General features: G+C 67.2%; 24 protein-coding genes. 8 read left to right on the forward strand and 16 right to left on the reverse strand.

All coding sequences use genetic code 11. The features are described 5' to 3' along the window. Window positions 1-13: 13 nt before the first annotated feature. The 7 genes from ACIQCM_RS05155 to ACIQCM_RS05185 form a co-directional block, all read right to left on the reverse strand. Window positions 14-736 (reverse strand): GNAT family N-acetyltransferase, encoded by a 723-nt coding sequence (locus ACIQCM_RS05155; RefSeq protein ID WP_400604437.1) that lies wholly within the window; start codon window positions 734-736, stop codon window positions 14-16. Between the two features lie 28 nt (window positions 737-764). Beyond that, window positions 765-1790: an ATP-dependent 6-phosphofructokinase gene (locus ACIQCM_RS05160; protein WP_400604439.1), complete on the reverse strand. Its 1026-nt coding sequence runs from the start codon at window positions 1788-1790 to the stop codon at window positions 765-767. 222 nt (window positions 1791-2012) lie between these two features. Then, complete coding sequence (locus ACIQCM_RS05165) at window positions 2013-2432, reverse strand: ankyrin repeat domain-containing protein (RefSeq protein WP_400604441.1); 420 nt, start codon at window positions 2430-2432, stop codon at window positions 2013-2015. Continuing rightward, window positions 2429-3514 (reverse strand): YgfZ/GcvT domain-containing protein, encoded by a 1086-nt coding sequence (locus ACIQCM_RS05170; protein WP_400604443.1) that lies wholly within the window; start codon window positions 3512-3514, stop codon window positions 2429-2431. Before ACIQCM_RS05170 ends, ACIQCM_RS05165 begins: the two co-directional genes overlap by 4 nt. A gap of 16 nt (window positions 3515-3530) precedes the next feature. Next, window positions 3531-4259, reverse strand: coding sequence for a flavodoxin family protein (locus ACIQCM_RS05175; RefSeq protein ID WP_400604445.1), 729 nt, complete (start codon window positions 4257-4259; stop codon window positions 3531-3533). Between the two features lie 50 nt (window positions 4260-4309). Next, window positions 4310-4918, reverse strand: a complete 609-nt coding sequence (locus ACIQCM_RS05180; RefSeq protein ID WP_400604446.1) for an FABP family protein — start codon at window positions 4916-4918, stop codon at window positions 4310-4312. Window positions 4919-5090: 172 nt separating this feature from the next. Then, window positions 5091-5858 (reverse strand): permease, encoded by a 768-nt coding sequence (locus ACIQCM_RS05185; RefSeq protein ID WP_400604448.1) that lies wholly within the window; start codon window positions 5856-5858, stop codon window positions 5091-5093. A gap of 359 nt (window positions 5859-6217) precedes the next feature. Here ACIQCM_RS05185 and ACIQCM_RS05190 point away from each other — a divergent pair, with 359 nt between their 5' ends. The 8 genes from ACIQCM_RS05190 to asd all read left to right on the forward strand — a co-directional run bounded on the left by ACIQCM_RS05190 (window position 6218) and on the right by asd (window position 14141). Further along, window positions 6218-6916, forward strand: a complete 699-nt coding sequence (locus tag ACIQCM_RS05190; RefSeq protein ID WP_400604449.1) for a winged-helix domain-containing protein — start codon at window positions 6218-6220, stop codon at window positions 6914-6916. A gap of 44 nt (window positions 6917-6960) precedes the next feature. Then, on the forward strand, window positions 6961-7938 hold the full coding sequence (gene mshD, locus ACIQCM_RS05195) for a mycothiol synthase (RefSeq protein WP_400604451.1): 978 nt from the start codon (window positions 6961-6963) through the stop codon (window positions 7936-7938). Between the two features lie 117 nt (window positions 7939-8055). Further along, window positions 8056-10305, forward strand: a complete 2250-nt coding sequence (locus tag ACIQCM_RS05200; RefSeq protein WP_400604453.1) for an RNA degradosome polyphosphate kinase — start codon at window positions 8056-8058, stop codon at window positions 10303-10305. A 10-nt stretch (window positions 10306-10315) separates the two neighbouring features. Then, complete coding sequence (locus ACIQCM_RS05205) at window positions 10316-11284, forward strand: NUDIX domain-containing protein (protein ID WP_400604454.1); 969 nt, start codon at window positions 10316-10318, stop codon at window positions 11282-11284. 43 nt (window positions 11285-11327) lie between these two features. After that, window positions 11328-12131: a thymidylate synthase gene (locus ACIQCM_RS05210; RefSeq protein ID WP_400604455.1), complete on the forward strand. Its 804-nt coding sequence runs from the start codon at window positions 11328-11330 to the stop codon at window positions 12129-12131. Continuing rightward, window positions 12128-12703, forward strand: coding sequence for a dihydrofolate reductase (locus tag ACIQCM_RS05215; protein WP_400604457.1), 576 nt, complete (start codon window positions 12128-12130; stop codon window positions 12701-12703). Before ACIQCM_RS05210 ends, ACIQCM_RS05215 begins: the two co-directional genes overlap by 4 nt. Window positions 12704-12707: 4 nt before the next feature. Beyond that, entirely contained in the window at window positions 12708-12926 is a 219-nt protein-coding gene (locus ACIQCM_RS05220) for an NF038396 family protein (protein ID WP_400604459.1), read from the forward strand. 72 nt (window positions 12927-12998) lie between these two features. Beyond that, window positions 12999-14141 carry an aspartate-semialdehyde dehydrogenase gene (asd, locus tag ACIQCM_RS05225; RefSeq protein WP_400604461.1) on the forward strand — a complete coding sequence of 381 codons (1143 nt, stop codon included), beginning with the start codon at window positions 12999-13001 and terminating at the stop codon, window positions 14139-14141. 64 nt (window positions 14142-14205) lie between these two features. Here asd and ACIQCM_RS05230 read toward each other — a convergent pair whose 3' ends face one another. The 9 genes from ACIQCM_RS05230 to ACIQCM_RS05270 form a co-directional block, all read right to left on the reverse strand. Continuing rightward, window positions 14206-15162, reverse strand: coding sequence for a hypothetical protein (locus ACIQCM_RS05230; protein WP_400604462.1), 957 nt, complete (start codon window positions 15160-15162; stop codon window positions 14206-14208). Window positions 15163-15311: 149 nt separating this feature from the next. After that, window positions 15312-16424 carry a winged helix DNA-binding domain-containing protein gene (locus ACIQCM_RS05235; RefSeq protein ID WP_400604464.1) on the reverse strand — a complete coding sequence of 371 codons (1113 nt, stop codon included), beginning with the start codon at window positions 16422-16424 and terminating at the stop codon, window positions 15312-15314. Between the two features lie 110 nt (window positions 16425-16534). Next, on the reverse strand, window positions 16535-17602 hold the full coding sequence (locus tag ACIQCM_RS05240; protein ID WP_400604466.1) for a UDP-N-acetylmuramate dehydrogenase: 1068 nt from the start codon (window positions 17600-17602) through the stop codon (window positions 16535-16537). 22 nt (window positions 17603-17624) lie between these two features. Further along, window positions 17625-18905, reverse strand: coding sequence for an MFS transporter (locus tag ACIQCM_RS05245; protein WP_400604468.1), 1281 nt, complete (start codon window positions 18903-18905; stop codon window positions 17625-17627). A gap of 10 nt (window positions 18906-18915) precedes the next feature. Further along, entirely contained in the window at window positions 18916-19353 is a 438-nt protein-coding gene (locus ACIQCM_RS05250; protein WP_400604469.1) for a MaoC family dehydratase, read from the reverse strand. Between the two features lie 2 nt (window positions 19354-19355). Continuing rightward, the gene (locus ACIQCM_RS05255) at window positions 19356-19817 is read right to left on the reverse strand and encodes a MaoC family dehydratase N-terminal domain-containing protein (RefSeq protein WP_400604471.1); all 462 of its coding nucleotides are present in this window, start codon (window positions 19815-19817) and stop codon (window positions 19356-19358) included. A 49-nt stretch (window positions 19818-19866) separates the two neighbouring features. After that, window positions 19867-20091: a DUF3188 domain-containing protein gene (locus ACIQCM_RS05260; RefSeq protein ID WP_400604472.1), complete on the reverse strand. Its 225-nt coding sequence runs from the start codon at window positions 20089-20091 to the stop codon at window positions 19867-19869. Between the two features lie 23 nt (window positions 20092-20114). After that, window positions 20115-20978, reverse strand: coding sequence for an HpcH/HpaI aldolase/citrate lyase family protein (locus tag ACIQCM_RS05265; protein ID WP_400604474.1), 864 nt, complete (start codon window positions 20976-20978; stop codon window positions 20115-20117). Between the two features lie 118 nt (window positions 20979-21096). Continuing rightward, complete coding sequence (locus ACIQCM_RS05270) at window positions 21097-22038, reverse strand: aldo/keto reductase family oxidoreductase (RefSeq protein ID WP_400604475.1); 942 nt, start codon at window positions 22036-22038, stop codon at window positions 21097-21099. Window position 22039: the final 1 nt, after the last annotated feature.

A 22039-nucleotide genomic window follows, 5' to 3' on the forward strand; every position in this document is an offset into this window, starting at 1 on the left:
ATTCGGCGCCGTCTCAGGAGCCGCCCAAGTGGACGCTGGTTTGGATCCCGCCGGCCGTGAAGCCGAGTTTCCGTGCCAGTGCCAGGGAGCCGGTGTTGCTGACGTCCGTCCGCCACTGCAGGGTGAGGCCGGCGGCCAGGGCCTCGTGGGCGGCGATGGAGGCCGCCAGGAGGCCCAGCCCGCGGCGGCGCCAGCCGGGATCAACCAACACGCCCAGCTGGGCCAGCAGGCCTTCCCATTCCGTGTAGGCGCCGCAGGCCAGGGGCACCCGGCTGCCCTCAATCTCGTGCACGATGGTGTAGCGGTTCTCCAGGTCTGAGAGGCCGACCTCGTTGACGTCATCCGGCGGGCAGTGGCCTTCCAGTTCGATGGCTTCGGGGTTTCCGTGGGAAACAGTCATCTCTTCGGAGGGCTGCTTGAGCGGGAGGTCGTCCGCGAAGAACAACGCCGCAGCTCCGAGCCCATGCCCGCCATGCGACCGGGTCAGCGTCAGGAGCGTGACGTGCTGCGCCATTTCTGCGTCCGGGATGTCCCCGGCAGCATCAACAAGCCATTGCGGACCCACAAGCGCCGAGGTGCCGAACAACCGGACGAACTCCGCCCTTGGCGCCGTGTCATCCACGCGGATGATCCGTTCGCCGGAAGCCAGGGCGTCGCTGAAGGCGTGGTCCTCCAGTCCCAGGCGGCGCGCCCAGGCGAGTTGGATGATGGCGGCGGAACCGGGGTCGAGTGTCATGCTCCCAGCCTAGGCGGGGGGCCGGCGCCTAGCCGAACAGGACCGCAGCTTCGTTGTAGCGGTTCTGCGGCACTGTCTTGAGCTGGCCCAGCGCCTTTTCGAAGACCACGTGCTCAATGTCCGTCCCCTTCAGCGCCACCATGGTGCCCCAGTAGCCTTCAACCACCGAATCGATGGCCGCCATGCCCAGGCGGGTGGCCAGGACACGGTCGAAGGCGGACGGGACGCCGCCCCGCTGGATGTGGCCCAGGATGGTGGCGCGGGTTTCGATGCCGGTCCGGGCTTCCAGTTCAGGAGCCAGCTGGTCCGCGATGCCGCCCAGGCGTGGCCGGCCGAAAGTGTCCAGGCCTCGCTCTGAGTGCGGGGATTCCATGTGCTCCGGCACAAAGCCTTCCGCCACCACCACAAGGGGTGCGCGGCCACGGGCGTGGGCCTCATTGACCCACTCGGTGATCTGCTCGATGCTGACCTTCTGTTCCGGAATCAGGATGGCGTGGGCGCCGGCGGCCATTCCGGCGTGCAGGGCGATCCAGCCCACATGCCGGCCCATGACCTCGGCGATCATGCACCGGTGGTGCGATTCGCCGGTGGTCCGCAGCCGGTCGATGGCTTCGGTGGCAATTTGGACGGCGGTGTCGAAACCGAATGTGTAGTCGGTGGCGTCGAGGTCGTTGTCCACGGTCTTGGGAACGCCGACGATCTTCAGGCCCGCATCCGTGAGGCGCTTGGCGGCCGCCAGGGTTCCTTCGCCGCCGATCGCAATGATGGCGTCGATCCCCAGGCGGTCCATGTGCGCCTTGATGACCTCCGGCCCGCCGCCGTTCTCGAACGGGTTGGTCCGGGAGGTGCCCAGGATGGTGCCGCCCTGCTTGGCGATGCCGCGCACCATGGTCCTGGGGATATCGATGATGTCGCCCTCAACAACACCGCGCCATCCGTCGAGGAAACCGACGAATTCATGGCCATGGATGGCAATGCCCTTAAGGACGGCGCCGCGGATGACCGCGTTCAAACCGGGGCAGTCGCCACCGCTGGTGAGGATTCCAATTTTCATGTTTCGGCTCAAATCCTGGAGTGAGGGGATAACTGGCAGAGCGCCACGCTGAGCTCACCCTAGATTCTAGTGGGACGTGTGGGGTACGACACAAACCGGTTACAAACGCCTCGCCTCCCTTCGCGGAAAGGCACGTAAAGCGAGAGAGCGTCCGGGGGAAAGGCACGTTAGGTGAGAGAGCGTCCGGGGAAAAGGCACGTTAGGTGAGAGAGCGTCCGGGGTTTAGTCCAGCAGGGCCAGGATCTCCGTCCGGGCGAACATCCGGGCCGCGGCGCGGGCGGAGGGAGCTCCGGCGTCGGGGTCCGCTCCGGCGTCCAGCAGCGCCCGGGCCACGTCCGTGTAGCCCTTGAAGGCGGCGCCGGCCAGCGGCGTCTGGCCGCGGTCGTTGGCCGTGTTGGGGTCGGCACCGTGACGGAGTACCAGCTGCACGGCGTCCGGGTGTCCATGGTAGGCCGCGAGCATCAGGAGGGAGTCGCCGGCAGCATTGGTGAGCCCCGCCGGTGCACCGGCGGCGAGGTAGGCACCCAGCAGTTCCGTGTTCCCCTCCCTGGCAGCCTGGAAGAGGGTATGCGCCAGTGCCAGGGCGTCGTCGTCGGGCGTTCCCGGCATGGTGCCGGAACCAGCAGGGTTGGTTTCGCTCATGCGCGAGGCCCCCTGAGGAATCCGGTCTGGCGCCCCACCACCTGGCCGGCGTCGGGGGCAACGATGAGTTCCTGGACAGCGGTGTAAGGCTCGTCGCCGTCCTGGACGGTCAGTATTTCGTCGGGCGCCACGGAACGCTTGATTACGGCGAGTGCCACCGGGCCCATTTCGTAGTGCTGCGCCACGGACGTGACGGCGCCGACTTTCCGTTCCCCGGCCAGTACCGGGCTGCCGGCGGCCGGCATGGTGTGCTGCGACCCGTCCAGCTGCAGGAACACGAGGCGCCGCGGCGGGTGCCCCAGGTTGTGGACGCGGGCGATGGTTTCCTGGCCCTTGTAACAGCCCTTGGCCAGGTGCACGGCGGTGCGGATAAGGTCGAGTTCGTGCGGAATGGTCTTGTCGTCCGTCTCCGCGCCGATCCTGGGCCGCCAGGCGGCGATGCGCAGCGCCTCCGCCGCCATGACGCCGGCCAGGGGACGCTCCCCGACCGTCTGTTCCAGCTCAGCGGCGGGCACGAGGTACTCAAACCAGGGGCGCTCCAGGCCAGGGTGGCCCTCCTCGGCGACGGTTGCGTAAGAGTAGCCGCCGGCACCAACATGCGGCCACGGATCCTCCCAGGCCAGCAGGCCGGACCATTCGGGCACCGCCCGGGTGCTGCCCACCAGGGCCCAGGCGGCCGAAACATCCGCCACCTCGACCCGCAGCATGAACTTCATCCGGTTGAGGAACTCCGCCAGCGGCCCTGCCTCGGCGGCCTCGACGATCAGCCAGGTGGTCCCGCCGTCGTCAATCACCCGGGCGTCGAACTCGATGCGGCCCTGCACGCTCAGGAGCAGCAGCTCGCTGGACTCCCCCGGCTTCAGCGCCGCCACCTGCTGGGAGGACAGGGTGTTGAGCCAACTGAGGCGGTCCGGGCCGGTCACCGTCACCACGCCGCGGTGGGAAAGGTCGACGACGGCGGTACCGGCCGCGAGGGCGCGCTGCTCTCGGAGGGGCTCACCATAGTGGGCGGCAACTCCGGTGTCCGCGCCGGCGGCTTCGACCGCGCCCGGGCGCGACAACAGGGGGCTGGGGGTAGTCATACTGGGGAAACGTCCTTTAGGGTGCGCGGTATTCCGGATTTTCGAAATCGAACCGGGTGCCTGCATCCCATTCTTCGGGCAGGTTGCCGTAGGCCGGATACCCGCCCGCTGCCTTGAGGATGCTGGCCAGGTGCATCAGGTTCCAGGTCATGAAGGTGACGTTGCGGTTGGTGAAGTCGCTCTCCGGCCCGCCGGACCCTTCATCCAGGTAGCTGGGACCGGGGCCCACCGGGCCGATCCAGCCGGCGTCCGCCTGTGGCGGAATGCTGAAGCCGATGTGCTGCAGGCTGTAGAGGAGGTTCATGGCGCAGTGCTTGATGCCGTCCTCGTTGCCGGAGACCAGGGCTCCGCCCACCTTGGGATAGAACGCCCACTGGCCCTTCCCGTTAAGTTCACCGGAGTGCGCGTACAGCCGTTCGATCAGCTTCTTGGTCTGCGAGGAGTTGTCGCCGAGCCAGATGGGGCCGGCAAGCACCACGATGTCGGCTTCCCGCACCGCCGGGTACAGTTCCGGCCACTCGTCCGTGGCCCAGCCGTACTCGGTCATGTCCGGATAGACACCACTGGCGATGTCATGATCCACGGTGCGGATCAGGCGGGTGCTGACACCCTGTTTTTCCATGATGCGGCGGCTGATGGTGATCAGCCCGTCCGTATTGGACGTCTGGGGCGACTTCTTCAGGGTGCCGTTAAAGAAAACAGCCTTTAGGCCGCTGTACTTGCCAGTCTTGCCTGCATCTTCCACGGCGCCGCTCCCTCGCATTGGTACTGCCCGGTTGGCTGGTGCTGCCCGGCTCAGGCAACTCTCTTCAGGAAGGCCGAAGCGTGGGCTTCGAGGCCCTTGCCGCCTTCCGAGCCGGTGGCCACATCCCACCGCCACAACAGGTTCCCGTCCACCAGTCCGAAAATCCGGGTGGCGGCGGTGTAGGGCTTGGAGTGGCTGCCGCGCATCACCATGTCCGTGCTCAGGTGGATCTGCGGGCCCTTGATCTGGCCGTAGTACAGCTCGGAGATACCGCCGGGGTGCGCAATGGAGACGGAAATATCGAACCCGCCGTCCTTGTTCCGCAGGGCCTCGACCTCTTCCGCGCTCTTGAGCACGGGGACGATGTCTGAGGGGACGAGTCCCGGGCCGCCGTCGGCTTCGAGCTGTTTGCGCTCCAGCGACCAAAAACCCGTCTCGACGGTGAGGGGCCTAAGGCGCGTTCCGTCGTCGTCCGTCAGCCAGCTCTCCGCGCGGTACTGAAGGTAAGGCTGACCGTTGTGCGTAAAGGAAACGTGCTGCAGGAAATGCTCGGAGTCCTCGTCCCCGCTGCCCAGCCGGCCGCGGCCTTCCCACTCACCGATGAGCCAGGAAAGAGGAACGAGTTCGGGTGTCAGGTCTGTGGGAATCTCAATGGGCACAGCATTTACCTCGCGGTATGGAAAGGCTCGGAACCCAGCAGCCTATTTCTGGCCCTTGAAGAGGCGGTAGACCACGAAGCCTGCGAACCAGGCCATGGCCAGGCTCGCGATGCCGAGCAGGACAAGGAAGAAGATTTCAAATGCAAGTACGGACATGATGCCATCCTAACCGCTAGTAGATGAGTAGTTTGTCTATGAAGTAGGCGAGTGACCCGACGGCAGAGACGGGGGCGAGCCCGATGGCTACGGCGGAGGGAATGTTAAGCGGCGCCCCCCGGAGCGTGACCAGCCGGCGGAAGCTGGCGAGCACTGCGCCCACCACCACGCCGAAGATCGCCGCGGGCAGGACGGCAATGTCGGAGAGCACCAGCCCGGCAAGCGGCCCGGCCAGTCCGGCGAGGGAGATTTCCAGCGGCGCAACGATGTTGTCCGGCCAGCGGATCAGCCCGGCCAGCAGGGCTGCGGCTGCGCTGATGGCGGCCACCAGCAGCATCTCGCGGACGCCGTTGAAGCGGGATCCGGCGATCCAGCCGGCACCCAGGCAGGACAGGAGCACGCCCGCACAGCAGCCCAGCGTGGACTCCAGCCTTTGGGCCTGGCCGGTTCCGCGGATCAGCTGGACCACGAAGACCGCCATGATGCCCAAGGCGATGAAGGCCGGCGTCCGGTCGAGGTAGCCGGGGGCGGGCGCAGAGGCGGCGGCGAGCGCCGAGCCCGCGCCCGGCAGCGCGATGACGGCGGCAAGGGTCTTCTTGGCAGGGATGCGGAGGAAATGCGGCCAGCCGATGCCCACGGCGACGGCGATCAGGACGGCTACGGTCACCAGCACGCCCGTGGAGGAATAGACGCCGGCGATGATCGCCACGAGTCCGGCGATTCCGATAACCCCGACCACCCACGAGCCCAGCGAGCGGACTGGCGCCTGCAGCCCGGCCGTCATGCGGAAACCGGCCGGGGCTTAGTCTGTGCACTCACTGCGTTGCTTTCCCATCGTGGCGTGGACCGTGGCTGGGCGCATATGCCCTGGTGCAGGGCGGCAGCGCCGGTTGCGGGGCAAGCGGCCCCTGTCCCAATCCTGCCCTATATGAATCGGATATGTCGTAAAACGTCCCCGCATGAGGGCAGGATCCGTGGCTTGGAAAGGCCTGCCGGGTATACTCAAAGTTCAGCTAGGCTTCCTGTTTCGGTGGCTCGCCGGCCCGTTTTCGCAGCGGCCGGAACCGGCGCAGGGAGACAGTACCAGCCGGTGGAAACCCGGTTCAGTCGCCCAATGATGCGCGGACAGCCCTTGGAGGAACAATGTCGCACATCCTGTTACTGACGAACAGCACCGGCTCTTCGGTGGACATCCTTCCTGCCTTGGAACTGCTGAACCACCGCGTCCATATCCTTCCCGCGGAACCCACCGCACTGCTGGAAACGGATCCGTGCGACATCGTCCTGCTCGACGCCCGCAAAGACCTGGTGGGCGCCCGGTCCCTCACCCAGCTCCTGAAGGCCACCGGCCTGAGCGCACCCCTGATGCTGATCCTGACCGAGGGCGGCATGGCGGCGGTATCCTCCGCATGGACCGTTGACGACATCGTGCTGGATTCCGCGGGGCCCGCAGAGGTGGAAGCCAGGATCCGGCTCGCCGTTGCCCGGGCAGTGCCCGAAGCGGACGAGACCCCCACCGAAATCCGCGCCGCCGGTGTGGTCATCGATGAAGCCAGTTACACGGCCCGGGTCAACGGCGCGGCCCTGAACCTGACCTTCAAGGAGTTTGAGCTCCTGAAGTACCTGGCACAGCATCCGGGCCGCGTGTTCACCCGCCAGCAGCTTCTGACAGAGGTGTGGGGTTACGACTATTACGGCGGCACCCGCACCGTGGACGTCCACGTCCGGCGGCTGCGGGCCAAACTGGGTGCCGACCACGAAAACCTGATCAGCACGGTCCGGAACGTGGGCTACCGCCTCACCCTGGTACGCCAGCAGGAAGACGAACTCACCGAGGCCTGACGCAGCCTCGACCGGATCCGGCCCAACCCGTATAGCCTTGCCTCATGACTGCAGCGCACCCCGAGAAATGGCCCGTCCAGGTTATCCGCGGCGGGGTTGACCGGCAGCTCCTGAAGGATTGCCGGGACCTCCTTGCTGCCGCCGAAGAGTCTGACGGGAACCCGGCCATTTCGGAGCAGACCCTGGTGACCATGCGCTCCGCCGCTGCCGGCCCCCACGCGCTCCTCACCTTGGCCCTCTACGCCCCTGACGAGGATTCCGACCCGGCCACCGGCGAGGATCTGGCGGGATTCGCCGTCGTCATCGATGAACCTGACGGCACCGGCGTCCTGGAAATTGCCGTGCACCCCAGCTATCGCAACCAGGGCGTGGCGGACCGCCTGGTGGGCGCGCTCAAGGAAGCCCGAGGACTGGACGGCCTGAAGGCCTGGTCCCACGGCAACCATGAGGCCGCCGCGGACCTCGCCGCCCGCTATGGCTTCGGCCCTGTGCGCGAGCTCTGGAAAATGCGGATGACGACGGCGGGGACCCGCCTTCCCGGGACGGCGCTTCCGGAGGGCGTGTCGCTCCGGCCGTTCCTGCCGGGCAGGGACGAGGACGCCTGGCTGGAAGTAAACCGGGCGGCGTTCGCGCACCACCCGGAGCAGGGCAGCCTGACCCGGGCAGACCTTGAGGCCCGCATGACGGAGGACTGGTTCGACCCGGCCGGGTTCCTGCTGGCTGAGGACCGGGACGGCCGGCTGCTGGGTTTCCATTGGACCAAGGTCCACCCCAAGCACGGGCCGCATCCGGCGATCGGCGAGGTGTACGTGGTGGGCGTCGCCCCTGAGGCGCAGGGCATGGGGCTGGGCAAAGCCCTCACCGTTGCCGGCATCAGATACCTGCAGGACCTGGGACTGCATGCCGTCATGCTCTACACCGATGCGGATAACGCGGCCGCCGTGGCCCTCTACCGCAGCCTGGGGTTCACCCGCTGGGACATGGATGTCATGTACGGACCGCTCGGCCGGGCCACCGCCTGAGGATGCGGGCCGGGGAAGGGTGCAAACCGCCCCTGCTGCCGGCCGGAAAACTTGTAAGGTTGAAGCAGGGCGCGCGGGCCGGACCAGCCGGTCCAGGCGCCAGGTAAAGGAGATGCCATGACCCCGGAACCGTCCGGAACCGCCACGCCCCAGGATGTTGCGGCACCTGTGCGCGCCCGCTTCGGCTCCTCCGAGGTTCCGGCTTCCCGGGCCACCCAGGACCGGATCGACATCCCCGAATTCGCACCCAACCTGCAGCCCGAGGGTGACATCCGCCCGGACCGGTTCCTGGACCGTGAGCTGAGCTGGCTGGCGTTCAACTCCAGAGTCCTGGAACTGGCGGAAGACCCCACCCTTCACCTGCTGGAACGCGTGGGCTTCCTGTCCATCTTCGCCTCCAACCTGGATGAGTTTTTCATGGTCCGGGTGGCCGGGCTGAAGCGCCGTATCGCCACCGGACTGGCCGTCCCCTCGCCCGCTGGACTGAGCCCGGTGGAGGTCCTGGAGCGCATCAGCGAGGAAGCACACCGCCTGCAGCAGCGCCACGCGCAGGTCTACGCCGAGCAGATCCGGCCGGCCCTGGCCTACGAACACATCCACCTTATGCACTGGGATGAACTGGACGACGCCGCCAAGCAGCAGCTGACCGTCATGTTCGCGGAGAAGGTCTTCCCGATCCTCACCCCGCTGGCAGTGGACCCGGCCCACCCGTTCCCCTACATTTCCGGCCTTTCCCTGAACCTGGCGGTAGTGGTCCGGAACCCGGTGAGCGACAAGGAACTGTTTGCCCGTGTCAAGGTCCCGGACCAGCTGCCCCGGCTGATCTCCATTGACGGGCCCCGTGCCGGCGCGGTACCGGGCCGGGTGGCCCGCTTCATCGCGCTGGAAGAGGTCATCGCCGTCCACCTGGACCGGCTGTTCCCCGGAATGGAAGTCCTGGAGCACCACACCTTCCGCGTCACCCGCAACGAGGACGTGGAGGTGGAAGAGGATGACGCAGAGAACCTCCTCCAGGCCTTGGAGAAGGAACTGCTGCGGCGCCGGTTCGGCCCGCCCGTCCGGCTCGAGGTCACCAACGACATCAACCCGAACATCCGGGCGCTCCTGATCCGGGAACTGGGTGTCGAGGAGGCCGAGGTCTATTCCGTCCCGGCGCCCCTGGACCTCCGCGGGCTGTCCGTGATTGCAGCGATCGACCGCGCAGACCTGCACTACCCCAAGCACGTCCCGCACACGTCGCGGTACCTCAACGAGTCCGAGACCTCTAAGGCAGCCAACGTTTTCGCCGCCATGCGGCGGCGCGACATCCTGCTGCACCACCCGTACGACTCCTTCTCCACCTCGGTGCAGGCGTTCCTGGAACAAGCTGCGGCGGACCCGAAGGTCCAGGCCATCAAGCAGACCCTGTACCGGACATCCGGCGACTCCCCCATCGTGGACGCGCTCATCGACGCCGCGGAGGCCGGCAAGCAGGTCCTGGCCCTGGTGGAGATTAAGGCACGGTTCGACGAGCAGGCCAACATCTCCTGGGCCCGCAAGCTTGAACAGGCCGGCGTCCACGTGGTCTACGGCATCGTAGGACTCAAGACGCACTGCAAGCTCTCGCTGGTGGTCCGCCAGGAGGTGGACGGGCTGCGCCGCTACTGCCACATCGGCACCGGCAACTACCATCCCCGCACCGCGCGCTACTACGAGGACCTGGGCCTTCTCACCGCCAATGACCAGGTGGGTGAGGACCTGTCCAAGCTGTTCAACCAGCTCTCCGGGTACGCGCCCAAGTCCACGTTCAAGCGCCTGCTGGTGGCACCGCGGTCCGTGCGGTCCGGCCTGATTGACCGGATCGAGACCGAGATCCGCAACGCCCGCGCCGGCATTCCGGGCCGGGTGCAGATCAAGGTGAACTCCATGGTGGATGAGGCCATCATCGATTCGCTGTACCGGGCATCACAGGCCGGGGTCAAGGTGGACGTGGTGGTCCGCGGCATCTGTTCCCTGCGCCCCGGCGTGCCGGGCCTGAGCGAAAACATCACGGTCCGCTCCATCCTGGGCAGGTTCCTGGAGCACTCGCGCGTGTTTGCGTTCGCGAACGGCGGTGACCCGGTGGTGTACATAGGTTCAGCGGACATGATGCACCGCAACCTGGACCGCCGGGTGGAAGCCCTGGTCCAGCTGGGCAGCGCGGACGACATCGCTTACGTGCTGGCCCTGCTGCAGCGCTACATGGCCCCGGAAACCGCCAGCTGGCACCTGGACAATGAAGGGAATTGGACCCGCCACCACCTTTCGGACGAGGGCAGGCCGCTGGAGGACGTCCAGTCCTGGTTGCTCGCATCCCGTCCCCGGCAGCGCAGCCTCAGCCGCCGGTAAGGGCCCCGCTTTGTCGAGCGATGCACTCGTAGCTGACCAGACGGACCACCCGGGAGAACCCATCGCCATTACGGCGGCTGGGGCCGTCCCGTGGCGGATTGCCAGGGACCGGCTCGAAGTCCTGCTGATCCACCGGCCGCGCTATGACGACTGGTCATGGCCTAAGGGAAAGATCGACGACGGCGAGACCATCCCTGAGTGCGCCGTGCGTGAGGTCCGGGAGGAAATCGGCCTCACCGCGCAGTTGGGGATTCCGCTTCCCCCCATCCATTACCACGTCCAGTCGGGCTTGAAAGTGGTCCACTACTGGGCCCTCAAGGTCAACGGAAACCGCCTGCAGCCCGACGGCAAGGAGGTGGACAGCGTGATGTGGTGCACGCCGGAAAAGGCGGCGTCCCTCCTGTCCAATCCTTCGGACCTGTTGCCGCTCGAATACCTGTGGGAAATGTACCGGCGCCGGGAACTGGACACCTGGCCACTGCTGGTGCTCCGGCATGCCAAGGCCAAACCGCGCTCTTCCTGGACCAAGGCCGAAGGCGAGCGGCCCCTCGCTGCCACCGGCACCAGGCAGGCCCAGGCCGTGGGCAGGCTCTTGCAGGCCTGGCAGCCGGTTCGGGTCGTGACCAGCCCGTGGCTGCGCTGCGTTGCCACGGTGGCGCCCTACGCCAAGGCAAGCGGTGCCAAGGTGAAGCTCGCTGAAGCCCTCACGGAGCACCGGCACCACCGCAGTCCCAAGAAGACCGCGGGCGTGATCGAGAACCTTTTCGACAAGCAGCGGCCCGTGGTGGTCTGCACCCACCGCCCGGCACTTCCGACGGTCTTTGGACAGCTGGCCAAGCACATGGCCAAGCAACTGCAGGTCCTGCTGCCCGCGGAGGAGCCGTATCTGAGCCCGGGCGAGCTGGTGGTGTGCCACGTGGCCCACGGCGGCAAGGACCGGATTGTGGCGGTGGAGCAGTTCAAGCCTTTTGACGACTAGTGTTGCCCACCAGACCCCGCGCTTTCGAAAGTAGACTTGAACCGTGAGCATCCCAACCCCCTACGAAGACCTCCTGCGCGACGTCCTGGCCAACGGCACCCATAAATCGGACCGTACCGGCACCGGGACCACCAGCGTTTTCGGCCGGCAGATTCGCTTTGACCTCGGCGAAAGTTTCCCGCTGATCACCACCAAGCGGGTGCACTTCAAGTCGGTGGCCGTGGAACTCCTGTGGTTCCTGCGCGGGGAAACCAACGTCAGGTGGATGCAGGACCAAGGCGTCACCATCTGGAATGAATGGGCGGACGCGGACGGCGATCTCGGCCCCGTGTACGGCGTGCAGTGGCGCAGCTGGCCCACCCCCGACGGCGGCCACATCGACCAGATTGCCGAGCTCATCGAGGGGCTCAAGTCCAATCCCGATTCCCGGCGCCACATCGTCTCCGCCTGGAATGTCTCGGAGCTCAAGGACATGGCCCTGCCGCCATGCCATGCGTTCTTCCAGTTCTACGTGGCGGACGGCAGGCTCTCCTGCCAGCTCTACCAGCGCTCCGCGGACATGTTCCTGGGCGTTCCCTTCAACATCGCCTCCTACGCGCTGCTCACGTGCATGGTCGCTCAGCAGGTGGGCCTGGAACCGGGCGAGTTCATCTGGACCGGCGGCGACGTGCACATCTACGAGAACCATATGGACCAGGTGCTCAAGCAGCTGGACAGGGAACCATACGAATACCCGCAGCTGCGGATCACCCGCAGGCCCGCCTCGATTTTCGATTACACACTGGAGGACTTCGACGTGGTCGGTTACCGGCACCACCCCACCATCAAGGCCCCGATCGCCGTATGAACACCGGGAACCCGCAGGCATTCACGGAGGAGCTCGCCGCCTCCATCACCGGCGTCGGACTCGTCTGGGCGCAGACCCCGGACGGTGTCATCGGCAAGGGCGGGGACATGCCCTGGCACCTTCCTGAGGACCTGAAGCACTTCACCCGCCTCACCATGGGCCACCCCGTGGTGATGGGCCGCAAAACCTGGTTGTCCTTCCCGGCCAAATACCGTCCGCTGCCCGGGCGCACCAATATCGTCATTACCCGGCAGGAAGGGTGGGCCGAAACGCCCGAGGCGGAGGGCGCCGTCGTGGTTTCCTCCCTGGATGACGCCCTGCTCGAGTCGCAGTTCGTGGACGGCGGTGAAACGGTCTGGATTGTGGGTGGCGGGGAGATATTCCGGCAGTCCGCCGACCTCGCCACCACCGCGGTGGTCACCACCATCGATGTAAAAGCCGACGGCGACACCTACGCCCCCGAACTCGGCCCAGGCTGGGAGGCAACTGCCTCCGTCCCACCGGACGGATGGCTGACCGGCGCCAACGGCACGCGCTACCGCTTCACCAAATGGTCACGGACCGAAGGCTAGGAACATGCTGAAAAAACCCGAAACGCTTTTCATCCTGGGCTACATGCTCCTGCCGCTGCTGGCCCTGCTGTCCGCCATCGTGGGACTGACCATGATCCTCGGCGGGAACAAGATCGCCGGCGCCATCGTGCTGGTGGTGGTGACGCAGGTCTTCGCCTTTGGCGCCTTCTTCGCCCTCCGCGCCCGCAAGGCCGCCGTGCTGGAGGACCCGGAGCGCCGCTAGGCCCCCTGTTCCGCCCGTCCCGCGTGACGTAACCGACTGCGCCGGGCCGGTTGCGAAGTCTAAACTGATCCAATGACTACAGCAGCTACCCCTTCCGTCGGCCTGGTCGGATGGCGCGGCATGGTCGGTTCCGTCCTCATGCAGCGCATGCAGGACGAGGGCGACTTCGCCAACATCAACCCGGTGTTCTTCTCCACCTCCAACGCGGGAGGTGCCGGGCCGTCTATTGCTGGAACAGCAGGGGGCAGCGCCGGCAAGCTCAAGGACGCGTTCGATCTCGACACCCTGGCCAAGCTGCCCATTATCGTCACCGCCCAGGGCGGGGACTACACCAAGCGCGTCCACTCGGAGCTGCGCGGCCGCGGCTGGGACGGCCTCTGGATCGACGCCGCCTCCACCCTCCGGATGAACGACGATTCCATCATCGTGCTGGACCCCATCAACCGCGATGTCATCGACAAGGGCCTGGTCAACGGCACCCGGGACTTCATCGGCGGCAACTGCACCGTCTCCTGCATGCTCATGGGCCTCGGCGGACTGTTCAAGAACGGGCTGGTCGAGTGGGGCACCTCCATGACCTATCAGGCAGCCTCCGGCGGCGGCGCCCGGCACATGCGCGAGCTCCTCAGCCAGTTCGGCACGCTAAACGCCGAGGTCAGCACGGAACTGGACGACCCGGCGTCGGCCATTCTGGAGATCGACCGCAAGGTGCTCGCCCACCAGCGCACCGACATCGACGCCACCCAGTTCGGCGTGCCGCTGGCCGGCTCGCTGATCCCCTGGATCGACGCCGACCTGGGCAACGGGCAGTCCAAGGAAGAGTGGAAGGCCGGGGTGGAGACCAACAAGATCCTGGGCACGACCGAGGAAAACCGGATCATCATGGACGGGCTGTGCGTCCGGATCGGCGCCATGCGCTCCCACTCCCAGGCGCTGACGCTCAAGCTGCGCGAGGACCTGCCCGTCGCGGAGATCGAGAAGCTCCTGGCGGAGGATAACGAGTGGGCCAAGGTGGTTCCCAACACCAAGGAAGCCTCCATGGCCGACCTCACGCCCGTTGCGGCCTCCGGCACCCTGGACATCCCGGTGGGCCGCATCCGCAAGATGGAGATGGGCCCGCAGTACATCAGTGCCTTCACCGTGGGCGACCAGCTCCTCTGGGGCGCCGCCGAGCCCCTGCGCCGCATGCTCAACATCGCCACCGGGAACCTGTAGTTTTTGTCCGCCATAAGCGGCCCTGGCCCACATAACCGGTGCTTCCGAGCGCCGCTCATGCGGGTCAGGGCCGCTTTTGCGTGGCAAGGAACGCGAAGAGCCGCCTCCGGAGTTCGCCGGGCCGGTCCAGCTGCGGCCACTTGATCCGGAACACTGACCAGCCGAGCTCCTGCAGCGCTGTTTCCCGCCACCGCTCGTTGAGGAGGGCTTCCTCTGCGGGCTTGTAGTCGGAGTACTTGGCGCGGCCGTCAAATTCGATGATGACCCTGGCCTGAGGGTCCGCGAAGTCCGCCCGGAACAGGCCCTGGGGCGTTGGAATGTCCACCTGCGGAATGAAACTGTCCAGGCCAAAGGAGCGCAGCAGCAGACGGGTCCGGGTCTCCCCGGCCGACTCCGAGCGCCCGTCGATCACCTCCAGCAGGGCCGCAGCCCTCCTGCTGCCGCGCTTGGTGGGACTCTCATCCAGGAGTTGCCGCATGCGCTCCAGGCTGGCACCCTTGCGGAGGGCGTGGTCCCCGATCACCGCGGCCCGGTCCAGCGGCAGGATCCGGGTGCAGTCCAGCACCGTCCGTTCCAGGCTGGTGGTCAGGACCTCCCGGCCGTCCACTGTCCGCGCCGTGGCCAGCTCGTGCTCCGCCAACGGCAGCCGATGCGTCCTGACATCGTTACCTGCGCTGGCCCGGGAGTTCGAGTAGCCGGTGGTGACATGGATCAACGGGCCCACCTCCCACACATCGCAGCGGTGCAGCCGGGCCGCGCTGATGTGGCTGTACCGGGAATCGCCGTCCGTCGATTCGAAGTGCGCGAGGATCCGCAGCAGGTCCTGGTCCCACGGTTTCAGGCTGTCCCAGTAGCTCCGCCGAACGTAGGCACCCCTGCGAAGTCGCAGCAGCGCGCCGTCGTCCGTTGCTTTCTTGACCAGCCTGCTCTCCAGGCCGGCCGCTGCCAGGTGCCGGGTTGACGCAACATCCACCTGCGGCCACCGGCCGTCCACTACGGCCCGGATCTTTTTGGAATTCATGGTTCAACACTCGCCGGGCGGCTGTTGGACGGGTACCCCGGGCGCGGCTATGTGGATAAACCCCGGCGCCATGAGCGGTCCGTGGCCGCATGAGCGCGGTTGACCAACGCCGGTCAAGCCGGCGCGGGCCGGTTATACGGGAGTGTGCGTCAGGTGGCCAGGAATTCCAGGTACCGTCGGGCGGCGCGGTCGAAGGCAGCCTGCGGGGCCGGACCGGGCTGCCCGCCAACAAAGAGATCATGTACGACGGCGGCACGGCGGCCCTTTCCCTCCACGGCCCAGGTGCCAACCACCTCGCCAGCAGCCACAACTGTCTTCTTGAATACTCCGTTGCCGCCGGGAACGATATGGTTGGCGTACTCCGCCGGCAGCACCAGGCTCCGGTCCTTGTAGCCCAGGAGGAACTCGTCGAAACCGGGCAGCAACAGGACTGACCGGCCTCCGGGGACTGTCCCGTCCAGCAGCGCCGCCGTCCCGGGCGACATCCAGTAGACGGAACCATCGAACTCCAGCTCCGCCAGTTGCCCGCGGACTTCCTCCAGGGCGGCCCGGACCTCGGTGAGCGGCAACTGCGTCCACCAGGCGAAGTCATGGACGGTGGCTGGCCCATGGCTGCGGAAGTACCGGAGCAGCCACTCGGCAACCGCCTCCGCACGCTCCAGCCGGCGCGATGCTGGAATCCAGTCGTCAAAGGCCACCATCAGCTGCTGGTTGCCGGCCAGCGGTCCCAGAACCAGCCAGCGATAGCGGCAGAGTGTGCCGAGGATATGGATGCCGCGCTGGCCCTGCGTGGCCTGGCCGGCGGCATCGAACACAGCAAACAGCTCACTGCGGCTGACCGGTCCCGCGGCCGAGATATGGTCCAGGGCGAGGTCCCGGCATTTCTCCACGTCCGCCCAGGTGATGCCGAGTTCCCGGTGGCGGGCGGCCATGCCCTTGGTCAGGCGGTCCGCAGTGAGCTCCAGCATCCAGCGAAGGTCTTCGGGCGCCACCAGGTGCAGGGTGCCACGCATCGGCCAGGACCGGACAATGGTCCCCGAGTTCAGGGCCGCCCGAACCGCCATGAGGCCCCCCACCGGGAGCCGGACACCGACAGCCCAGAGTGCAGCCTGAAGATCCTGCGCCTGCATGGCCGTCATCCAACGGACTATGTCAGCCGCCTCCGGACGCTCACCGGTGAAAGACGGCAGCAGCCACTGCGAGGCGAGTCTGAGCCGTCCCATGATCCTGCCGTTGAGGCGCTTTCCCGCCAGCGGAGCCATGCCCCCATCCTACGGTCGCCGACCGATCTGCGGGCATGGGCGGCCCGGGGCAGCATAAGCGGTGTCCGCCGACGCCGGTTATGTTGGGGCGGGCCGGTTATGGGGCGGGGTTAGAGTTCCAGGCCGATCAGCAGCGGTTCTGGGTGCAGGAGAATGCCAAAACGGCGCTCGACGCCGGCACGCACCTCCCGCGCGACGGACAGCATGTCCGCGGCGCTGGCTGAGCCGCGGTTGGTAATGGCGAGGGTGTGCTTGGTGGAGAGCGACGCGCGGCCCCCGGAGACGCTGTCCGGTTCCAGCCCGTAGCCCTTGCCGAAGCCGGCCTGGTCGATCAGCCACGCCGCAGAGAGCTTCACGAGCCCTTCCTCACCCGCCGGGTACCGTGGAGCACCCTCGGGAAGGGTGGCAGCAACATCCGCGGCCACCACCGGGTTAGTGAAAAACGAACCCGTCGAGTAGGTGTCCCGGTCCCGGGCATCCAGCACCATGCCTTTGGAGGCACGCAGGCGCAGCACTTCACGGCGCACATCGTTGGCGTATGCCCGCTTGCCCGGTTCGACCCCCAGGGAGCGCGCCAGTTCGGCGTAGCGGATGGGCGCGCTCATCCGGCCAAGCGGCAACTGGAACTCCACGGTCAGCACCACGTAGCGCGGCGAGCCGTTGACCGTGGTCTGCTTCAGGATGGAGTCGCGGTATCCGAACTTGAGCTCGGAGTTGGTGAACGTCCGCACGGCGTTCCGCTGCCGGTCCCAGGTACGGACAGCGGCAATGGTCTGGGAAACGTCCGCGCCGTAGGCACCCACGTTCTGGACCGGCGTAGCACCCGTTGAACCGGGGATGCCGGAGAGCGCCTCAAGCCCGGACCAGGCATGTCGGACGGCATGCTCCACGAGGGCGTCCCAGTTGTGGCCCGCCTGTGCTACAACGGAGACCCCGCCGCAGGAGTCTTCCGCGTTGACGGTGAGCCCCTCGGAAGCGATGCGGACTACGGTACCGGGGAACCCGTCGTCGGAAATCAGCAGGTTGGAGCCGCCGCTGATGATGAGGACCTGCTCCCCTGCCGCGTCCGCGGAACGGAGGGCGTCGATGATTTCAGCCTCGGTCCGGGCCGCAATGTAGGCGCCGGCGGGGCCGCCGACGGCGGACGTGGTCAGCTGGGAGAGCATCGTGGGAGTCACCCTGCCACAATACTAGGGAAAACTAGGTAACCTTTCGGGCCACCGGCGAGAGCAGGAAGCTGACCACCAGCATGACCATGACGGCCAGGAGCGAGTGCAGAATGCCAACATGTTCGGCCAGCAGGCCCAGCAGCGGCGGCCCGCACAGGAAAGCACCGTACCCGATGGTGGACACCACAGAGACCCGGGCGGCGGCCTTGGCGGGATCGTCGGCGGCCGCGGACATCCCTACCGGGAAGCCCAGGGATGCGCCGAGCCCCCACACAGCGAGACCCGCGTAAGCCACCCAGGGCTCCGGGGCGAAGACGAACAGGCCCAGGCCCAGGACGGCCATGGCCGCGCACCACCGCATGACCGGCACCCGGCCGTAGCGGTCCAGGACCGCGGTTCCGGCAAAGCGGCCGACTGTCATGAACGACACGAACAGGCCGTAGCCGGCCGCACCCGCGGCGTCGCTCTGCCCGTGCCCGTCCGCAAGGGCCAGCGCCACCCAGTCGCCCGCGGCACCCTCGGCGAGGGCCAGGCCCAGCACCAGGACACCGAGGAGCACGGTGCGGCGGTCACGCCAGGCCTGGGCGACCTTGCGCTTGTTGTCCAGCGGTTCCTCGCCGGCCGCTGCCCCGCCGGGCGGGATGACGGGGATGGGCCCGGTGGAAGGGTCGCCGAACGCATCCGGCGCGTAACTGCGTTCACCCCCGTGCGGGGTGAGGTCCGCGCGGAACCGGGCCGCCGCCGTCGTCACCGAAACGGCTACCAAGGCACCGGCTGCGGCGAGGTGCCAGAACACTGGGATGGAAACTGCGGCGGCCCACGCCCCCAGGCCGGCACCTGCCACCGTTCCGATGCTGAACGAGCCATGCAGCCGCGGCATGATGTGCCGGCCCACGGCGCGCTCCACTGCGGCGCCCTCCACATTGGAGGCGGTGTTCCAGCTGGCGGTGCCCAGGCCGATGATGGCCAGGCCGACCGCCGTTGCCAGGGGGCTGACCAGGACCGAGGTGCCGAAGCCGGCAACAGCCAGGCCCACGCCCACCATGATGCTTCCGGTCCGGATGGTCCGCCGCGAGCCGAGCCGCAGCACGATCAGACCGGAGGCGGAGACGGACAGGAACGACCCCACCGTCATGCAGAGCAGCAGCAGCCCAACGTTCGCCGGAGTCAGGCCCAACCCGTCCCGGATCGCCGGAAGCCGGGACACCCAGGACGCAAACGCGATGCCACTTGCCGCATAGGCCACCACCACGGCGTTGCGCCATTGCGTGACCTCGACGGCGGAAGGCCTGACGCCGGTCCGGGCGGTCATGGGAGGAGGCTCAGGAGACCCTGACGAGGGCCTGGGCCTTCATCAGGACTTTCTGTCCGCCGGAAACCACGGTGAGGTCAACGCGCGCGGTGCCCGCATCGGCGTCGAGCTTTCCAATGGTGCCGCTGACCTCGATGCTGGCGCCGGGATCCGGTGTTCCGGTGGTGTCCGTGACCAGTACCGGCTTGGTGAAACGCGTCTGGAAATCGACGACGGCGGCGGGGCCGCCTGCCCAGTCAGTCACCAGCTGGACGGCTGCTCCCATGGTGAACATGCCGTGCGCGATCACGCCGGGCAATTCCACGCTGGTGGCGAAAGCCTCGTTCCAGTGGATGGGGTTGAAATCCCCTGAGGCGCCGGCATACTTGACCAGGTCCGTGCGGGTGACCTCGACGGTGCGGCTGCCGATCTCCTGGCCGGCGCTAAGTTCGTTGAAGGTGGGGCTCATGGCTACTGTCCCTCTCCGCGGACCAGGATGGATGACGTGGTGGTGGTGACATGCTGCCGGGAGTCGCCGTCACCCAGCGCGTAGATCTCCGAGCGGGTGGTGAGCATGGCTCCGCCGCCCATGGCCCGGACCCCGTCCACATGCAGCTCGGCCACCAGGCGGTCGCCGGCCAGGATGGGCCGGTGGTGCGTGAAGCGCTGGTCCGCGTGGACCACACGGGAGAAGTCGATGCCGGCTTCCGGGTCTTCGATCAGCTGGGCGTCGGCGCGCTGGGCGACGATGATGGCGAACGTGGGCGGCGCCACGAGGTCCGCGTGGCCCAGGGCCCTGGCGGCCTCGACGTCGAAGTGCGCAGGGTGGATGGCTTTGACGGCGCGGGCGAACTCGCGGATCTTCTCGCGGCCAACGTCGTACACCTCTGCGGCAGGGTAGCTGCGGCCCTGCAGGTCCGGATTGATAGTCATGGCCTCAAGACTATCGCCCGCCGCAGGCCTGCAGGAAAGACAGGCGGAACTACCGGCGGAGGTTGTTGCGGATGGCCTGACCGCGGACCACGAGGCCCACGATGTGCAGCACCAGGCCCAGCCCGATGAGCGGCAGGGACACCATGGCCAAGGCCTGGTTGCCGCCGGCGTTGCCCACCAGGCTCAGGATGATTCCGACGCCGATAAGCCCCATTGCACTGAAGACCAGGACTTTGTAGCGGGTTGGCGCGGTGGCCCAGAATTCGTTCAGCACCGTGACAGTCTACCGGCCGGGGCCTACAGCGCCGGCTTGACTCCAAATGCCACTGCGAGCTTCATGATCTTCTCGGCGCGGCCCAGGCGTGGCAGGTCGGAGCCGTCGCGGATGACGCGGCCATTGGCTTCGAAGTCGTTCATGAAGTCCGTGGCCCAGGCGACGTCAGAGGGCGTGGGGCTGATGACTTCGTTGATCACCGGGGTCTGGTCGATGGCAAGGCAGAGTTTGCCGGTCATGCCCATCATCACGGTGATGCCGGTCTGCTCGCGCAGGATGGGGTGGTTGGTGCCCACGGTGGGACCGTCGATGGGGCCCGGCAGGTTGCCCACGCGGCTGGCCACGACCAGCTTGGCGCGGGGGTAGGCCATTGCCTCCGGAGTGGCAGCCATGCCGGTGTCGCGGCGGAAGTCGCCTGAGCCGAAGGCCAGGCGGAAGGCGCCCTGGGCCTTGGCGATGTGGTTGGCTTCTTCGATGCCCAAGGCGGATTCCACCAGCGGGATCACTGGGGTTTTGCCGTCCATGCGGTGAAAGCTCTCGGTGACCTGGTCCGCGGATTCAGTCTTGGCGAGCATGACGCCCAGCAGGCCCGGGGTGCCGCGCAGGCCCGCGAGGTCATCGGCCCAGAACGGGCTGGTGGCGTCATTGATGCGGACCCATGCCTTGCCGCCGGCCGTCAGCCAGTCCACCACGTGGCCGCGGGCCTGGTCCTTCTGGGACGGGTCTACGGCATCTTCAATATCCAGGATGATCGAGTCCGCGCGGGACACTGCCGACTGGTCGAACAGTTCCGTCTTCATGGCGTTCACGAGGAGCCAGGAGCGGGCGATTTCTGCGGGGATATTGCGTTCCGGCCTTACGGTCTCGGCGGCGATGGTAGACGTCATGTTCCTACCGTATCTGGCCGGAGACCGGCAGTGCCAAGAAAACGGCCGCCGGGCGGGGACCAATAAGAACTTAAAGCCCACTTTGGCCACCCGCCCGGTCAGCGCCGGTCAGCGCCGGTCAGGGGATGTTGCTCCCCCGCGCCGTGACCCACAGCTGGTACCACTCGGCCCGGGTCATGGCCTGCGCCACCCGGCCGGCGTCCCGGCAGGCCCGGATCCGCCCGGGGTTGACCGTCCCAATCACGGGCGCGATCCCCGCCGGGTGCTTCATCAGCCAGCCCAGCAGGACGGCTTCACCCGAGGTGCCGTAGTCCGCAGCCAGCCGGGCCACCAGTTCAGAGGTGGCGGTTTCGGCGGATGACGGACTGTCCGGTTCGGCGCCCGTGTATAGCCCGCGGGCCAGCGACCCGTAGGCCTGAAGCGTGATGCCGTTCCGGATGCAGTGCTCCACGGTGCCATGCGGGAAGCTGTAGTCCAGGTGCTCGGAGTGGTTTACCAGCACGTGGCTCTCCAGCCATGCCCTCTTCAACAGGCTCATTTCCAGCTGGTTGGCCACCACGGGCGTCTCCAACTGGTCCTGCAGCACCTCGATCTGCGCGGCGGACATGTTGGACACGCCCAGTTGCCGGACCTTGCCTTCCGCCATGAGGTGGCCGACGGCGCCGGCCACCTCCGCGGGGTCCGCCAGCGGATCCGGGCGGTGCAGGAGGAGGATGTCCACGTAGTCCGTCCGCAGCCGCTTGAGGCTGGCATTGACCCGCTCCAGGATGGCGTCCCGGCTCAGGTCGTAGTGTCCGGGTATCCCGGGTTCGCTAAGCCGGATGCCGCATTTGGTCTGCAGCCGGATGCGGTCCCGCAGCCCCGGCCGGGCGGCCAGGACCTCGCCAAACACCGCCTCCGACTTGCCGTTGCGGTAGATATCCGCGTGGTCGAAGAGCGTGATTCCGGCGTCCAGTGCGGCGTCGATGGCGGCGGCGGCCTCATCGACGTGGTCGCTTCCGTGCGGTTCGTCGGACCAGCTGCCGCCCAGGCCCATGCAGCCATAGATCAGTTCCTGCATC

It is taken from the genome of Pseudarthrobacter sp. NPDC092439, from assembly GCF_044754945.1.
Taxonomy (GTDB): Bacteria; Actinomycetota; Actinomycetes; order Actinomycetales; family Micrococcaceae; genus Arthrobacter.

Bases quoted from the DNA above. Each gene is read 5' to 3' on its own strand.
- ACIQCM_RS05155 (WP_400604437.1), bottom strand. From the start codon at position 736: ATGACACTCGACCCCGGTTCCGCCGCCATCATCCAACTCGCCTGGGCG.
- ACIQCM_RS05160 (WP_400604439.1), bottom strand. From the start codon at position 1,790: ATGAAAATTGGAATCCTCACCAGCGGTGGCGACTGCCCCGGTTTGAAC.
- ACIQCM_RS05165 (WP_400604441.1), bottom strand. From the start codon at position 2,432: ATGAGCGAAACCAACCCTGCTGGTTCCGGCACCATGCCGGGAACGCCC.
- ACIQCM_RS05170 (WP_400604443.1), bottom strand. From the start codon at position 3,514: ATGACTACCCCCAGCCCCCTGTTGTCGCGCCCGGGCGCGGTCGAAGCC.
- ACIQCM_RS05185 (WP_400604448.1), bottom strand. From the start codon at position 5,858: ATGACGGCCGGGCTGCAGGCGCCAGTCCGCTCGCTGGGCTCGTGGGTG.
- ACIQCM_RS05190 (WP_400604449.1), top strand. From the start codon at position 6,218: ATGTCGCACATCCTGTTACTGACGAACAGCACCGGCTCTTCGGTGGAC.
- mshD (WP_400604451.1), top strand. From the start codon at position 6,961: ATGACTGCAGCGCACCCCGAGAAATGGCCCGTCCAGGTTATCCGCGGC.
- ACIQCM_RS05200 (WP_400604453.1), top strand. From the start codon at position 8,056: ATGACCCCGGAACCGTCCGGAACCGCCACGCCCCAGGATGTTGCGGCA.
- ACIQCM_RS05215 (WP_400604457.1), top strand. From the start codon at position 12,128: ATGAACACCGGGAACCCGCAGGCATTCACGGAGGAGCTCGCCGCCTCC.
- ACIQCM_RS05220 (WP_400604459.1), top strand. From the start codon at position 12,708: ATGCTGAAAAAACCCGAAACGCTTTTCATCCTGGGCTACATGCTCCTG.
- asd (WP_400604461.1), top strand. From the start codon at position 12,999: ATGACTACAGCAGCTACCCCTTCCGTCGGCCTGGTCGGATGGCGCGGC.
- ACIQCM_RS05230 (WP_400604462.1), bottom strand. From the start codon at position 15,162: ATGAATTCCAAAAAGATCCGGGCCGTAGTGGACGGCCGGTGGCCGCAG.
- ACIQCM_RS05235 (WP_400604464.1), bottom strand. From the start codon at position 16,424: ATGGCTCCGCTGGCGGGAAAGCGCCTCAACGGCAGGATCATGGGACGG.
- ACIQCM_RS05245 (WP_400604468.1), bottom strand. From the start codon at position 18,905: ATGACCGCCCGGACCGGCGTCAGGCCTTCCGCCGTCGAGGTCACGCAA.
- ACIQCM_RS05250 (WP_400604469.1), bottom strand. From the start codon at position 19,353: ATGAGCCCCACCTTCAACGAACTTAGCGCCGGCCAGGAGATCGGCAGC.
- ACIQCM_RS05255 (WP_400604471.1), bottom strand. From the start codon at position 19,817: ATGACTATCAATCCGGACCTGCAGGGCCGCAGCTACCCTGCCGCAGAG.
- ACIQCM_RS05265 (WP_400604474.1), bottom strand. From the start codon at position 20,978: ATGACGTCTACCATCGCCGCCGAGACCGTAAGGCCGGAACGCAATATC.
- ACIQCM_RS05270 (WP_400604475.1), bottom strand. From the start codon at position 22,038: ATGCAGGAACTGATCTATGGCTGCATGGGCCTGGGCGGCAGCTGGTCC.